12 protein-coding genes and 1 tRNA gene are annotated in these 14,255 nt (G+C 64.4%); 6 read left to right on the top strand and 7 right to left on the bottom strand.

Annotated elements, in window-relative coordinates; genetic code table 11:
* Positions 1-128: 128 nt before the first annotated feature.
* From lon to AC3G7M_RS14215, 7 genes are all read right to left on the bottom strand, one after another.
* Complete coding sequence (gene lon, locus AC3G7M_RS14185; protein ID WP_489216053.1) at positions 129-2,507, bottom strand: endopeptidase La; 2,379 nt, start codon at positions 2,505-2,507, stop codon at positions 129-131.
* 107 nt (positions 2,508-2,614) lie between these two features.
* On the bottom strand, positions 2,615-3,868 hold the full coding sequence (clpX, locus tag AC3G7M_RS14190) for an ATP-dependent Clp protease ATP-binding subunit ClpX (RefSeq protein ID WP_489212752.1): 1,254 nt from the start codon (positions 3,866-3,868) through the stop codon (positions 2,615-2,617).
* Positions 3,869-4,126: 258 nt separating this feature from the next.
* Positions 4,127-4,771 carry an ATP-dependent Clp endopeptidase proteolytic subunit ClpP gene (gene clpP / locus AC3G7M_RS14195; protein WP_489212753.1) on the bottom strand — a complete coding sequence of 215 codons (645 nt, stop codon included), beginning with the start codon at positions 4,769-4,771 and terminating at the stop codon, positions 4,127-4,129.
* Between the two features lie 215 nt (positions 4,772-4,986).
* Positions 4,987-6,312, bottom strand: coding sequence for a trigger factor (gene tig / locus AC3G7M_RS14200; RefSeq protein WP_489212754.1), 1,326 nt, complete (start codon positions 6,310-6,312; stop codon positions 4,987-4,989).
* A gap of 120 nt (positions 6,313-6,432) precedes the next feature.
* A tRNA-Leu gene (locus tag AC3G7M_RS14205) sits at positions 6,433-6,517 on the bottom strand.
* An 87-nt stretch (positions 6,518-6,604) separates the two neighbouring features.
* Complete coding sequence (locus AC3G7M_RS14210; protein WP_489212756.1) at positions 6,605-8,038, bottom strand: NAD(P)H-hydrate dehydratase; 1,434 nt, start codon at positions 8,036-8,038, stop codon at positions 6,605-6,607.
* Between the two features lie 75 nt (positions 8,039-8,113).
* A complete protein-coding gene (locus AC3G7M_RS14215) occupies positions 8,114-8,674 on the bottom strand; it encodes a type 1 glutamine amidotransferase domain-containing protein (protein ID WP_489212757.1) in 561 nt (186 codons plus the stop codon).
* A gap of 225 nt (positions 8,675-8,899) precedes the next feature.
* Between AC3G7M_RS14215 and AC3G7M_RS14220 the strand changes: the two genes are divergently transcribed.
* From AC3G7M_RS14220 to AC3G7M_RS14245, 6 genes are all read left to right on the top strand, one after another.
* Positions 8,900-9,661 carry an SDR family oxidoreductase gene (locus tag AC3G7M_RS14220; protein ID WP_489212758.1) on the top strand — a complete coding sequence of 254 codons (762 nt, stop codon included), beginning with the start codon at positions 8,900-8,902 and terminating at the stop codon, positions 9,659-9,661.
* 211 nt (positions 9,662-9,872) lie between these two features.
* On the top strand, positions 9,873-10,190 hold the full coding sequence (gene rplU / locus AC3G7M_RS14225) for a 50S ribosomal protein L21 (protein ID WP_489212759.1): 318 nt from the start codon (positions 9,873-9,875) through the stop codon (positions 10,188-10,190).
* Between the two features lie 28 nt (positions 10,191-10,218).
* Positions 10,219-10,485, top strand: coding sequence for a 50S ribosomal protein L27 (gene rpmA / locus AC3G7M_RS14230; RefSeq protein WP_489212760.1), 267 nt, complete (start codon positions 10,219-10,221; stop codon positions 10,483-10,485).
* A gap of 101 nt (positions 10,486-10,586) precedes the next feature.
* On the top strand, positions 10,587-11,633 hold the full coding sequence (gene obgE / locus AC3G7M_RS14235) for a GTPase ObgE (protein WP_489212761.1): 1,047 nt from the start codon (positions 10,587-10,589) through the stop codon (positions 11,631-11,633).
* On the top strand, positions 11,630-12,781 hold the full coding sequence (proB, locus tag AC3G7M_RS14240; protein WP_489212763.1) for a glutamate 5-kinase: 1,152 nt from the start codon (positions 11,630-11,632) through the stop codon (positions 12,779-12,781). Before obgE ends, proB begins: the two co-directional genes overlap by 4 nt.
* A 115-nt stretch (positions 12,782-12,896) precedes the next feature.
* Entirely contained in the window at positions 12,897-14,111 is a 1,215-nt protein-coding gene (locus tag AC3G7M_RS14245) for a GGDEF domain-containing protein (RefSeq protein ID WP_489212765.1), read from the top strand.
* Positions 14,112-14,255: the final 144 nt, after the last annotated feature.

Raw genomic sequence — 14,255 nt, forward strand, 5'->3', positions numbered from 1 at the left:
GCTTTCCGGGCTTGCAGCACCAGCTCACAAGCCATGTTTCGTGCCTAAAGATGCCATAGGGCAGGAAAAAGGCGGCGGATAGTCACCCGCCGCCTTTTTCAGTCACGATTCTGTAGAAAATCCGCCGATCAATGCGGCAATAACGGCGCCTTGGCGCCTGATTCGGACTTCGCGGGGATCGCGTCCTCTTCAGGCTCTGCCCATTCAATAGCTTCAGGCTTCCGCGCCAGTGCCTGGCTGATCACGTCGTCCACATGAGAGACGGCAATGATTTTAATCCCCTTCTTCACGTTTTCGGGAATTTCAGCCAGATCCTTCTCATTATCCTTCGGGATGAAGACCGTGGTGATCCCGGCGCGCAGCGCCGCGAGCAGCTTTTCCTTCAACCCGCCGATCGGCAACACGCGGCCGCGCAGGGTGATTTCACCCGTCATCGCGACATCGCGCCGCACCGGAATACCCGTCAGCACGCTGACGATGGAGGTTGCCATCGCGATACCCGCGGACGGACCGTCCTTGGGCGTGGCACCTTCAGGCACATGAACATGGATGTCCCGCTTCTCGAACAGCGTCGGCTTGATGCCGAAGGTGATGGAGCGGCTGCGGACGTAGCTGATCGCCGCCGCCACACTCTCCTGCATCACGTCGCCGAGCTTGCCGGTCTGCTTCACGCCACCCTTACCGGGCAGCAGAACGCTTTCGATGGTCAGGATCTCGCCGCCGACTTCCGTCCAGGCCAGCCCCGTCACGACGCCGACCATGTCTTCCGACTCGGCTTCGCCATACTGGAACTTCTTGACGCCGGCATAGGTCTCGAGATTCTCGGCCGTGAAATCGACCTTGGTCGCCTTGCCGGTGACGATCTCCTTCACCGCCTTGCGGCCGAGATTGGCGATTTCCCGCTCCAGATTACGGACGCCCGCTTCGCGCGTGTAGTAGCGGACGAGGTCGCGGATCGCGTCATCGGCCACCGACCACTCATCCTTCTTCAGGTTATGAGCCTGACCCTGTTTCGGGATCAGATGCCGCTTGGCGATTTCGATCTTCTCATCCTCTGTGTAGCCGGGGATGCGGATGATCTCCATGCGGTCCAGCAGCGGCTGCGGCATGCGCAGGCTGTTCGCCGTCGTCACGAACATCACGTCCGAGAGGTCGTAATCGACCTCCAGGTAATGATCGGCGAAGGTGCCGTTCTGCTCGGGGTCCAGCACTTCCAGCAGCGCCGAACTCGGGTCACCGCGCCAATCGGCGCCCAGCTTGTCGATCTCGTCGAGCAGGAACAGCGGATTGGAGGTCTTGGCCTTCTTCATGCCCTGGATGACCTTGCCCGGCATGGAGCCGATATAGGTCCTGCGATGGCCGCGCACCTCGGCCTCGTCGCGCACGCCGCCGAGCGACATGCGCACGAAATTGCGGCCCGTGGCATGCGCGATGGACTTGGCGAGCGAGGTCTTGCCGACGCCCGGCGGACCCACCAGGCACAGGATGGGACCCTTGACCTTCTGGCTGCGCACCTGCACCGCCAGATATTCGAGGATACGCTCCTTGATCTTCTCCATGGCGTAGTGCTCGTCATTGAGCACCTTTTCGGCGGCACCAAGGTCAGACTTGATCTTGCTGCGCTTCTTCCAGGGGATGGACAGAATCCAGTCCAGATAGTTGCGCACGACGGTCGCTTCCGCGCTCATCGGGCTCATGGTGCGGAGCTTCTTCAGCTCGGCCACGGCCTTCTCGCGGGCTTCCTTCGACAGCTTGGTCTTGCGGATCTTCTCTTCCAGCTCCGCCGTCTCGTCCTTGCCGTCCTCGCCCTCGCCCAGCTCCTTCTGAATCGCCTTGAGCTGCTCGTTCAGGTAGTATTCGCGCTGCGTCTTTTCCATCTGCCGCTTGACGCGGTTGCGGATGCGCTTCTCCACCTGCAGGACGCCGATCTCATTCTCCATATGGGCGAAGAGACGTTCCAGACGGTCGCCAACGATCGGCGTTTCCAGCAGTTCCTGCTTCTCGGCAATCTTCAGGGTCAGATGGCTCGCGACCGTATCAGCGAGCTTGCCCGGATCGTCGATCTGGTTCAGCGAGACCAGGACTTCCTGAGCGATCTTCTTGTTGAGCTTGATATACTGCTCGAACTGACCGACGACCGTACGGCCGAGGGCTTCCAGCTCCTTCGGATCGCCCAATTCCTCAGGCAGAGGCTCGACCTCGGCCTCGAAGAAATTGTCGACCTCCGTGAAGCGGGTCACGGTCGCGCGGCTGGAGCCTTCGACCAGAACCTTGACCGTGCCGTCCGGCAGCTTCAGCAGCTGCAGAATGGTCGATACGGTACCCACCTTGTAGATGTCATCCGCCGTCGGATCGTCCTGAGCCGCGTTCTTTTGCGCGACCAGAAGGATCTGCTTGCCTTCCTTGGCGACTGCCTCCAGCGCGCGGACGGATTTCTCACGGCCCACGAATAGCGGCACGATCATATGCGGGAAGACCACAATGTCGCGCAGCGGCAGGACGGGCATCCGCCCTTCCACTGCCACGGGCTCTTCCTTTACCTCAGTCTTACTCACGATGACCTCCTTTCAAGGACAGTCGTTCTCTCTGCGGGCCCGTCAGCGGCACCCGACTTTCAGGCACTCTCTTCAGCCCGTTCCTTGCCATAAGTGAACAAGGGCTCGGCCCGGCTTTCCGCCACTTCACGATTGATGACGACTTCATCGACATTGCTCAGGCCGGGAAGCTCATACATCGTGCTCAGCAGAATCTGCTCCATGATGGAGCGCAGGCCACGCGCGCCGGTCTTGCGCTTGATGGCCCGGGACGCCACGGATTTCAGCGCGTCATCGGTGAAGTTCAGCTTGACGCCTTCCATCTCGAACAGGCGGCCGTATTGCTTGACCAGGGCGTTCTTCGGCTTGGTCAGGATCTCGATGAGGGCACTCTCATCCAGGTCTTCGAGCGTCGCGAGCACAGGCAGGCGGCCGATGAATTCCGGGATCAGGCCGAACCGCAGCAAATCCTCAGGCTCGACCTCACGCAGCAGCTCGCCGGTGCGGCGCTCGTCCGGGTCCTTCACCGAAGCGCCGAAGCCAATGCCCGACCCCTTGCCGCGGGCACCGATGATCTTGTCCAGACCGGCGAAGGCGCCGCCGCAGATGAACAGGATATTGGTGGTGTCGACCTGAAGGAATTCCTGCTGCGGATGCTTGCGGCCACCCTGCGGCGGCACGGAGGCGACCGTGCCTTCCATGATCTTCAGCAGCGCCTGCTGGACGCCCTCGCCGCTCACGTCGCGGGTGATCGAGGGATTGTCCGACTTGCGGCTGATCTTATCGACCTCGTCGATATAGACGATGCCGCGCTGCGCCCGCTCGACATTGTAGTCGGCCGCCTGCAGCAGCTTGAGGATGATGTTCTCGACATCCTCGCCGACATAGCCGGCTTCCGTCAGCGTCGTCGCGTCCGCCATGGTGAAGGGCACGTCGAGCATGCGGGCCAGCGTCTGCGCGAGCAGCGTCTTGCCGGAGCCGGTCGGGCCGATCAGCATGATGTTGGACTTCGCGATTTCGACATCATTATGCTTCTGGCCATGGGCCAAGCGCTTGTAATGATTGTGAACGGCGACACTCAGGACCTTTTTGGCATGTGTCTGGCCGATGACATAATCGTCCAGCACCTTGCAAATCTCGCGCGGTGTCGGCACGCCATCACGCGACTTCACGAGATGCGTCTTGTTCTCCTCACGGATGATATCCATGCAGAGTTCAACGCATTCGTCGCAGATGAAGACGGTCGGTCCCGCGATCAGTTTGCGCACTTCGTGCTGGGACTTGCCGCAGAACGAGCAGTACAGGGTGTTTTTTGAGTCGCTGGTCTTGCTCATGGCAGGCTCCTCTCCCGGGTCGCCCAGGCGTCGATCTATCAGACTACGCCCCGGAAGCGTTAAAAAACAAGGTGGTGGGCCGATCGCCCCGACAGTCAGACCCGCCGCCACATCAAAGACCGTACCGCCCAGGCGCAAATCAGGGGAAGCCTGCGCCCAGGCGCGCTATCAGTGAACTATACGAAAGTCAGGCTATCCCGGTTTCAGGGGACCACACAGCCGGATTGCCCGGTGGCCGCCCTCACACCCGGACCAGCGTTAGCTCGGCTTCGTCTCGTCGCCGATCGCGGGCCGGCTATCAACGACCTGATCGATGAGGCCGAAGTCCCGTGCCTCATCGGCAGACATGAAGCTGTCACGCTCCAGCTTCTTCTCGATCGTGTCCAGCGTCTGGCCGGTATGGCGGACATAGATTTCGTTCAGGCGCTGGCGGATACGCAAAATCTCCTGCGCCTGAATCTGGATGTCCGTCGCCTGGCCCTGCGCGCCGCCCGAAGGCTGATGGACCATGATGCGCGCATTCGGCAGCGCGAATCGCTTGCCGGCGGCACCCGCCGTCAGCAGCAGGCTGCCCATGGACGCCGCCTGGCCGATGCAGACGGTGCTGACCGGGCAGCGGATATATTGCATGGTGTCGTAGATCGCGAGACCTGAGGTCACCACGCCGCCGGGGCTGTTGATGTAGAAGGCGATGTCCTTGGTCGGATTCTCGCTCTCCAGGAACAGCAGCTGGGCGCAGATCAGCGAACTCATCTCATCGAAGACCTGGCCGGTCATGAAGATGATCCGCTCTTTCAGGAGGCGCGAATAGATGTCGTAGGACCGCTCACCCCGCGAGGTTTGCTCGACGACGATCGGAACCAGCGTGTTGTTGTAGACGGTTAAGGGGTCCCGGTCTTGCATTGCTCAGTCCTTTCCCCGCTCGGGCTTCAGCCCCGCAGCGTCACGATGCGATAGGGGGACATTTCCTCATGAACCTGTCCGTATCGCAAGAGGTCTCGGCCCAAAGCCGGCCCTGGCGTTTGCCGTCCCAAGATGGCGACGGGCTTTCAGCCAGAGGCGACCAGCGGCCTCAACGCAATGTGAGGCCGCTGATCGGAAATTAAAAGAGGGGAGTCTCAGGCCTCGGCGGAAGCCGCGGCCAGCTCTTCCTGGGAAACGCTCTTGTCTTCGACCTTGGCGAGTTCGAGCACATAGTCGACGACCTTCTCCTCGAAGATCGGTCCGCGCAGGAATTCCGCCGCCTGCGGGTTCTTGCGGAACATGTCGAGCGCCTCCTTCTGGCGCGCGCCGTACATCATGCTGTGCTGGAAAATGGCTCGGTTCAGCTCTTCATTGGTGACCGTGATGCCATTCTTCTGGCCGATTTCGGCGAGCAGAAGACCGAGGCGAACGCGACGATCGGCGATCGCCTGATATTCGGTCTTTAGCGTCTCCTCGTCCTTGTCCTTGTCGGCCTCATCGAGACGGCCGGCCTTGCGCTCTTCGTCCAGGCGATCCCAGATCTGCTTGAATTCGCTGGCAGCGAGGGTCGGCGGCACGTCGAAGCTGATCCGCTCGGCCAGCGCATCGAGCAGCTGGCGCTTCAGATTCTGGCGCGCTTCCGAGTCGAGTTCACGCTGCAGACGGTCGCGGATGAACTTCTTGAGGTCTTCCAGATCCTCGAAGCCCAGCTCGGTCGCCAGCGCATCGTCGGCGACGGCGGATTCGAAGGTCTTCAGGCCTTTGGCGGTAATCTCAAATTCCGCATCCTTGCCGGCCAGCTCGGCCGCGCCGTATTCGGCCGGGAAGGTCACGTTGATGGTGCGGTTCTCGCCGGCTTTGATGCCTTCGAGCTGCTCCGCGAAGCCCGGGATGAAGCCCGTGCCGCCGATTTCGACCGGCACATCCTGCGCCGTGCCGCCCTCGAAGACCACGCCGTCGATCTTGCCCACGAAGTCAACCACAACGGCGTCACCGGACACTGCCGGGCGATCTTCGGTGACCTCGATTTCCTTGCGGCGGCTCTTGAGAAGATTGTCGAGACCCTGGCCCACGGCCTCGTCGGTCGGCTCGGCCTTCAGGCGGGTCAGCGTGATCTCACCCAGGTTCGGCACAGTGATTTCGGGCAGGACTTCCAGCTCGAGGGTGAATTCCAGGTCCTTGTCCTCGCCCGCGGAGACGAGGTCCACTTTCGGCTGCAAAGCCGGGCGGATGCCGCGCTCGGAGAGCAGCTGGCGGGTCGCCTCGTTCACCGATTCGTCGGCGATTTCAGCCATCACGGCGGAGCCATAGCGCTTCTGCAGCAGGCTCATCGGCACTTTGCCCGGACGGAATCCGGGAAGGCGAATGGTGCGGCCCAGTTCAACCAGCCGCGCCTGCCGCTTCTGATCGAGATCAGCGAAGGGCAGCGTGACAGTGAAAGCCTGCTTCAGCCCGTCGGACTGGGTTTGGTTGATCTGCATGGTAAAGTCTGGGCTCCGGTCGAACGAAAAGGCGTTAGGGTTAATCCGTGCAGGCGAAGGACAGCCGGGCAGAGACAGTCCTGCAGGCCCGCGGCCGAGCGGCCCGCAGTCCCGCAAGACTGGTGCGGGCGGAGGGACTTGAACCCCCACGGCTTGCGCCACCAGAACCTAAATCTGGCGTGTCTGCCAATTTCACCACGCCCGCAGGCCATAGCCGTAGGGGCGGCGCTTTACAGGAGAAGTGCCACCCCCACAAGCGCAGGTGTCACAAAGCTTGCCTGAAAAACGGCGCTTACGGGCGCTGCAACGCAGCAAGGGCCCGCTTCAGCCCGTCCGCCAGATCCTCGGCGATCAGCCCGGCCCCGCCGCTGTCGGGGTCCGCCAGAGTGGCGGCCTCCCCATGCAGCCAGACGCCGGCGGCGGCGGCATCCCAGGGTTCCATCCCCTGGGTCAGCAATCCGGCAATGATGCCCGCAAGGACATCGCCGGACCCGGCGGTCGCCAGCGACGGCGGCGCATTGTGGTTGATGGCAGCGCGCCCGTCCGGCGCCGCAATGACGGTGTCGGCCCCTTTGAGCACGACCACCGCATCAATCCGCGCGGCCGCCGCCCGCACGGCCGCGACCTTGTCATCGCCGATGGGGCCGAAGAGCTTCGCAAATTCGCCGCCATGCGGGGTGATGACAGAGACGCCGCGCAGCTTGTCCGGCGCGCCGGCGCAGGCGCCCAAAGCATCGGCATCGGCCACGATCTGCCGCTTCGCCGCGATCAGTTGCGGCAGCACGTCACGCGCCCGCTCGATCCCTAATCCAGGACCGCAAAGCCATGTCTTACGGCGTTGATCCTGCAGCAATTCATCAACGGGTTTTTCGGTGACGATCAAACCCGGCTCGGTCGCGCGCAGCACATCGCCATTGCCTTGCACGATGAGCGTGAGCAGCCCTGCCCCGGCCCGGCGCGCGGCGAGCGAAGCCATACGCGCCGCACCGGCCATTTCGCTGCCCGCGAGCACGGAAAGCATGCCGCGGGTATATTTCTGGCCCGTCATAGTGAGCTGAGGCAATGCCCAAAGATCAGGACCATTGGCGAAAGTCTTCACCTGATCTCTGATCAACACCCCGGCCGGCATGCCGATATCAGCGAGCACGATTTCACCGCACAGATCCCTACCCGGCAGCAGCAGATGACCGGGCTTGAGACGGAAAAACGTGACCGTCAGCTCGGCATGTGCGACCGCACCACGGGCCTGGCCAGTGGCGCCGTCCAGACCGCTCGGCACATCGACCGCCACGATCCTTTTGGCCGAAGATAATACTTTAGAAACAGATGGGTCTATGTCTCTGCTGAGACCCGCTCCGAAGACGGCATCGACCACCAGCTCGGCGCGCGCGACCGCATCGGCGGTGAATCCGGCCGATGGACCGCGCCAGGCCGCCGCCATGACAGCGGCATCCGTGCCCGCGCGCGGCTCACCAAGCCCGGCCACCGTCACCGGCCAGCCACAGTCAGCCAGATGACGCGCGATGACATAGCCGTCGCCACCATTATTGCCCGGGCCACACAGAACCAGCGTCCGGCAGGGCGCGATACGGCGCCTTATCGCCCGCGCCACCGCCCGGCCGGCATTTTCCATCAGCGTCACGCCCGCCACACCAAAGGACGTCGCGGTGCGATCCACCACGGCCATCTCATCGGGCGTCAGCAGTTCCGGGGGAAAGCCCATCATCGATCCTCGTCAGCTTGACTGGCGCCGATCATGGCCCCCGGCCCTGGTCTGCACCAGTCAGGCACCCCAGGCAGCTCAGGCACCACGGTGCGCCGGGCCGCCTTGTGCCTGCAGCAAAGCGATGAACGCTTCCGAAAAGGCCGGAATGTCATCGGGTTTGCGGGACGTGATCAGCGCGCCATCCTGGACCACGGGCTGATCAAGCCAGGTGGCGCCGGCATTGGTCAGATCGGTCCGCAAGGACGGCCAGGACGTCACCTTCCGGCCACGCACGGCGTCGGCTTCGATCAGCGTCCAGGGACCATGGCAGATAGCCGCAATCGGCTTGCCGGATTTGACGAAGGACGAGACGAAGGCGACGGCGGTCTTGTCGACGCGCAGATAGTCGGGATTGGCGACCCCGCCCGGCAGCAGCAGGGCGTCGAATTCCTCGGGCTTGGTCGAGGAAAGCGCGCGGTCCGGCGTGAAGGTATCGCCCTTCTCGTCGTGATTCATGCCCTGGATCTTGCCGGTTTTGGGGGAGACGATACTCACCTCCGCCCCGGCACGGCGCAGCGCCTCGACAGGCCCCGTCAGTTCCACCTGCTCGAACCCATCGGTCACAAGCACGGCAATTTTCTTGTTCAATACAGGCATTGTCCTGCTCCTTGTCGTTTGCCACGGACGGAAACCGTCCACAGGCTCGGGTCTGAACGTGGCAGCACCGGCGCCCGTCTCAACCGCTCCCCCGGCAATGTGACCTCACCTTCGGCATGCGCGCGCGAGATCCTGGAGTTTTCGGGCTTTTCCGCCCCGGCACAGGGTGGCAGAACCCAGCAGGTAGGCGGCGGCGCATGGTCGCGGTGGCCGGTTGGGAAGGAGATGCGGATGATCGTTCTTATTACGGGGGCTTCGGCCGGGTTCGGCGCGGCCATTGCGCGCGTCCTCGTCCCGCTCGGTCATAAGGTCATCGCAACCGGGCGCCGCGCCGACCGGCTGGAGGAACTGGCCCAGGAACTGGGGCGTGACCGCGTCCTGCCGCTCGTTTTCGATGTGACGGATCGCGACGCCGTCGAGACCGCCCTCGCCGGCCTGCCGGCTGACTGGGCTGAGATCGACGTGCTGGTGAATAATGCCGGCCTCGCGCTTGGCCTTGAACCCGCCCAGGACGCAGACCTCGAGAATTGGGAGCGGATGATCGACACCAATATCAAGGGCCTGACCTACGTCACCCGCGCCGTGCTGCCGGGCATGGTCAAGCGCGACCGCGGCCATGTCGTCAACATGGGCTCCATCGCCGGCACCTGGCCCTATTTCGGCGGCAACGTCTATGGCGCGACCAAGGCCTTCGTCCGCCAGTTCACGTTGAACCTGCGCACCGATCTGCTGGGCACGAAGGTGCGCGCATCCAATATCGAGCCCGGCATGGTCGGCGGCACCGAATTCTCCACCGTCCGCTTCGCGGGGGACGACAGCAAGGCGGCCAATGTCTATGCCAATACGACGCCCCTGACGGCGGAAGACGTCGCCGAGACAGTGCGCTGGATCATCAGCCTGCCGGCGCATTTCAACGTCAATACGATCGAAATCATGCCCGTGGTGCAGGCCTATGGCGGCATCAAGGTGGTGAAGTCAGAGGGCTGACGGCCGGACCCCGCGGGCACCCCGGCGTTTCAGGGGCGCTGCCCCGCCCTGGCCGCAGGGCCCGTTCCGCGCAATCAGATTGACATGGGCAGGGGCGCTGGATAGACCCCAGCCGCTGGCCTCCTGCAAAGGAAGCGGGTCCGTCCCGCTATGTCGGCCTCAAAAAAAGAAGCCGCCCCAACGAGGGCGCAGCATGAAAGAGATTGAGACTATGTTTGCAGTGATCCGCACTGGCGGAAAGCAGTATCGCGTTGTCCCCAACGCGATCCTTAAGGTCGAAAAGCTTGAGGTCGAAGAGGGCAGCACCGTGACCTTCGACGAAGTCCTCGCCGTGGGCGGCGAAGGCATCGCGGCCCAGGTCGGCGCGCCGCTCGTGGCCGGTGCGACCGTCACGGCGACGGTCGTGGCCCAGGATCGCCTGGCCAAGATCATCATCTTCAAGAAGCGCCGCCGGCAGAACAGCCGACGCAAGAACGGCCATCGCCAGCATGTCACCGTGCTGCGCATTGCCGACATCGTCGCGGCCTGACCCCGCGCTGTAAGCAGGAGATACACAGATGGCACATAAAAAAGCAGGCGGCTCATCCCGGAACGGTCGCGATACCGCGGGCCGCCGCCTTGGCGTCAAGAAGTTCGGCGGCGAGAGCGTCATTGCCGGCAACATCATCATCCGCCAGCGCGGCACGAAGATGAAGCCGGGCGCGAATGTCGGCCTCGGCAAGGATCATACGATCTTCGCCCTGATCGACGGCCACGTCGCCTTCCAGAAGAAGGCCGACCGCGTCCATGTTTCGGTGACCCCGCTGCCCCTCGCTGCTGAGTAACACCGGCCCCGAGGCTTTCGCGGACCCGGTTTTCGGGTCCGCCTCATGAGACTTTCAAGGGGCCGGCTCTGTCGGCCCCTATTTCTTTTTCTGGTGCGTTTATGAAGTTCCTCGATCAAGCCAAAATCTATGTCCGCTCCGGCGACGGCGGGGATGGTGCGATCGCCTTCCGCCGGGAGAAGTATATCGAATTCGGCGGACCCGACGGCGGCACCGGCGGGCGCGGCGGCGATATCATTTTTGAAGCCTCGGCTGACCTCAATACGCTGATCGACTTCCGCTATACCCAGCATTTCAAGGCGCCCAAGGGCGGCAACGGCTCGGGCAGCGACCGCACCGGACGCGACGCCGAATCGATCACCATCCGCGTCCCCGTCGGCACCGAAATCCTGGCCGATGACCGGGAGACGCTGCTGGCCGATCTGGACCACCCCGAGGCGCGGGTCGTCTTTTGCCGCGGCGGCGACGGCGGCCACGGCAATGCCCATTTCAAAAGCAGCACCAACCGCGCGCCGCGGCGGGCCGACAAGGGCTGGCCGGGCGAGGAACGCTGGGTCTGGCTGCGCCTGAAGCTGATCGCCGATGTCGGGCTGGTGGGCCTGCCCAATGCCGGCAAGTCGACCTTCCTGTCCGTCGTCTCGGCCGCCAAGCCCAAGATCGCGGACTATCCCTTCACCACCCTGGTGCCGCAGCTCGGCGTCGTGCGGCCTACGGAATATGAGGAATTCGTCCTCGCCGATATTCCGGGCCTCATCGAAGGCGCGCATGAGGGTGTGGGCCTGGGTGACCGCTTTCTCGGCCATGTCGAGCGCTGCGCGGCGCTCGTGCATCTGATTGACGGCGCGGCCGGCAGCGTGGTCGATGCCTGGCGCACGGTGCGCGACGAGCTGGAAGCCTATGGCGGCGGCCTGCTCGACAAGCCGGAAATCCTCGTCCTCAACAAATCCGACGCCATGACCCCGCGCGAGCTGTCCTCCCGCAAATCCGCGCTGGCAAAGGCCTCCGGCCGCCCGGTCTTCGTCGCCTCCGGCGTGTCCGGCGAAGGCCTGCCCGAGGTGCTCCGCGCGCTGATGGGCTTCGTCAACGAAGCCCGCGCCGAGCGGATGGAGGCCCAGCGGGCGGCCGCCAGACGGGCCGCGCGGGCGTGAGCGTCACGGCTGCCCGGCTTGATGCCGCGACCGGCGTGCCGGTGCTGAAGCAGGCACGCCGGCTGGTCATCAAGCTTGGCTCCGCCCTCGTCGTCGATGCAGAGGCTGCCACCCCGCGTCAGGTCTGGCTCAATGAAGTCGCCGAAGATATCGCGGCGCTGCGCGCACAGGGGACCGAGGTCATCGTCGTCTCCTCCGGGGCCATCGCGCTGGCCCGCCGCACGCTGAACCTGACGCAGCCGCGCCTGCGGCTGGAGGAAAAGCAGGCGGCCGCTGCTGTCGGGCAGATCCGCCTGGCCCAGGCCTGGACCGAGGCGCTGTCGGCGCAAAACATCACGGCGGCGCAGCTGCTGCTGACGATGGAAGATACCGAGGACCGCCGCCGCTACCTCAATGCGCGGGCGACGCTGACCACCCTGCTGTCGCTCGGCTGCGTGCCGGTCATCAATGAGAATGACACGGTGGCGACCGCCGAAATCCGCTTCGGCGACAATGACCGGCTGGCCGCCCGCGTGGCTGAGATGGTGCAGGCCGACCAGCTTGTTCTGCTCTCCGACATCGACGGGCTCTATACCGCCGACCCCAGGCGCGACCCGGACGCCCAGCATATTCCCGTGGTGACGGGCATGACGGCCGAGATCGACGCCATGGGCGGCGAGCCGCCGCCCGGCTATTCCTCGGGCGGTATGCGCACCAAGCTGGTGGCCGCACGGATCGCGACCAGCGCCGGCTGCGCCATGGCGATCGCGCTGGGCCATCGCGCCCATCCCGTTCAGGCCCTGGCGGACGGCGCCCGCTGCACCTGGTTCCTGCCCAGCCAGGACGGACGCTCGGCCCGCAAGCGCTGGATCGGCGGCAGCCTGTCGCCCCTCGGCGCGGTCACGGTCGATGCCGGCGCGGCCCGCGCGCTGGCGGGCGGCAGCTCGCTATTGCCGGCCGGCGTGCGCGGCATCGGCGGCGATTTCGCACGCGGCGACGCGGTGCGCGTGCTGGGCCCCAGTGGCGATGAGATCGCGCGTGGCCTCTCGGCCTATAGCAGCGAAGATGCTCGCCGCATCGCGGGCCACCGTTCGGAAGAGATCGAGGCGATCCTCGGCTGGCGCGGCCGCGATGAGCTGATCCACCGCGACGATCTCGTACTGCTTTAACCTCTTCTCACCTGCTGCAAGGCAGGGGTGAAGGAAGCACGCCTCTCGGTTCACCCCATGTTGAGGAAGACGGGCGCTTTTACGGCGGATTATGACCGTCTGGGACCGTCCGTTCATGGGGGTAGACACAGCGTCGGAGACCGACGCCCCCGCACCACCGCTGACCCTGATCGAAACAGCGCTTCGCCGCACTGGCTTGGGCCTGCGCTTTGACGGCGCGCTGGAAACGCGCTTCCGGCGCGATATGGCGCCCTTCCGCGCGCGGCTGCTGCGCCGGCGCTCTCAGTATTTTCTGATCGGCTATCTGGCGATCGCGCTGATCGTCAGTCTGGTGCCCAGCCATAGGCCGCATTGGGGCGCGATCGCGCTGCAAGCGGTCGGCATGATCGTCCTCACCCTGGCGGCCATGCCCTATTTCCGGGCCGGCATGATCTTCTGGAAGCGGGAGGCGGCGCAGCTCGCTTTCAGCCTCGGCCTGACCGTCTCGGTCATCGACCTCGGCGCCACCGCCCCGGCCTCGCATACTCTGGCCGCGCTGATCTTTGCGGCGGTGCCGCTGCATCTGCTGCTGGTTCTGCTGCGCCCCGGCTTTCGCGCCGGCGTCACGCTGGCCGTGGTCACCGTGCTGGCCCTCGGTACCGCACTGTTTTTGCAGCCAGCCTTCGGCATGGCCGAGCGTGCCGTCCTGCCCGCCGCCCTCGCCGTTCTCGCGATCCCGATGCTGACCGGCCATTACCAGCGCGAGCAGGCAGCCCGTCAGGCCTATCTTTTCGCTTTAGCCAGCCGGCTCAAAACCCAGGCGGCAGCGGCCGCCGCAGCCCCCCAATCGGACGATCCCTACCTGACCGATCCGCTCACCGGCGTCGGCAACCGCCGCCTGCTTGAGGCGACGCTCGGGCGCATTTGCGATCAGGAGGATACCTGCGGCAGCCTGCTGATGATCGACATCGACTGGTTCAAGGATTTCAACGATTTCTTCGGTCATACCGAGGGGGACCGGTGCCTGCAGGAAATGGCCACCTGCCTGATGACGACGCTGCGCGAGGGTGATCTGCTTTGCCGCATCGGCGGAGAGGAATTCGCGCTGCTGCTGCCGGCTCTGCCGATGAATGATGCGATCATGGTGGCGGAACGGCTGCGGGCGGTGATCGCAAGCTATCCGTTCATGGTCGGCACGCGCATCGCACCGGTGACGGTCAGCATCGGGGTCGCCGGCATCATCGGCTTCGACGAACCCGCGCGCGTGCTCGCCTCCGCCGAGGATGCGCTGCTGCGCGCCAAGCGGGCCGGGCGCAACCAGGTCGGATCGCCCGCCACCAAGCTGATCTGATACGCGCCCCGGACGACGCGTCCCGGACGACGCGCCCCGGACCGCTCGCCAAAGCTTGAAGACGGTTTGTCCCCGTTTTTCATGCGCGCCTGATCATCAGCGGTGCAAATCTCCAGCATTGCCCCTTTATGGCCTTCTATGGAG

The sequence above is a fragment of the Acidisoma sibiricum genome, assembly GCF_057837225.1.

Excerpts from the sequence above, each read along its gene's own strand:
- lon (WP_489216053.1), bottom strand. The coding sequence starts at position 2,507 with ATGCCCGTCCTGCCGCTGCGCGACATTGTGGTCTTCCCGCATATGATC.
- clpX (WP_489212752.1), bottom strand. The coding sequence starts at position 3,868 with ATGAGCAAGACCAGCGACTCAAAAAACACCCTGTACTGCTCGTTCTGC.
- clpP (WP_489212753.1), bottom strand. The coding sequence starts at position 4,771 with ATGCAAGACCGGGACCCCTTAACCGTCTACAACAACACGCTGGTTCCG.
- tig (WP_489212754.1), bottom strand. The coding sequence starts at position 6,312 with ATGCAGATCAACCAAACCCAGTCCGACGGGCTGAAGCAGGCTTTCACT.
- AC3G7M_RS14210 (WP_489212756.1), bottom strand. The coding sequence starts at position 8,038 with ATGATGGGCTTTCCCCCGGAACTGCTGACGCCCGATGAGATGGCCGTG.
- AC3G7M_RS14215 (WP_489212757.1), bottom strand. The coding sequence starts at position 8,674 with ATGCCTGTATTGAACAAGAAAATTGCCGTGCTTGTGACCGATGGGTTC.
- AC3G7M_RS14220 (WP_489212758.1), top strand. The coding sequence starts at position 8,900 with ATGCGGATGATCGTTCTTATTACGGGGGCTTCGGCCGGGTTCGGCGCG.
- rplU (WP_489212759.1), top strand. The coding sequence starts at position 9,873 with ATGTTTGCAGTGATCCGCACTGGCGGAAAGCAGTATCGCGTTGTCCCC.
- rpmA (WP_489212760.1), top strand. The coding sequence starts at position 10,219 with ATGGCACATAAAAAAGCAGGCGGCTCATCCCGGAACGGTCGCGATACC.
- obgE (WP_489212761.1), top strand. The coding sequence starts at position 10,587 with ATGAAGTTCCTCGATCAAGCCAAAATCTATGTCCGCTCCGGCGACGGC.
- AC3G7M_RS14245 (WP_489212765.1), top strand. The coding sequence starts at position 12,897 with ATGGGGGTAGACACAGCGTCGGAGACCGACGCCCCCGCACCACCGCTG.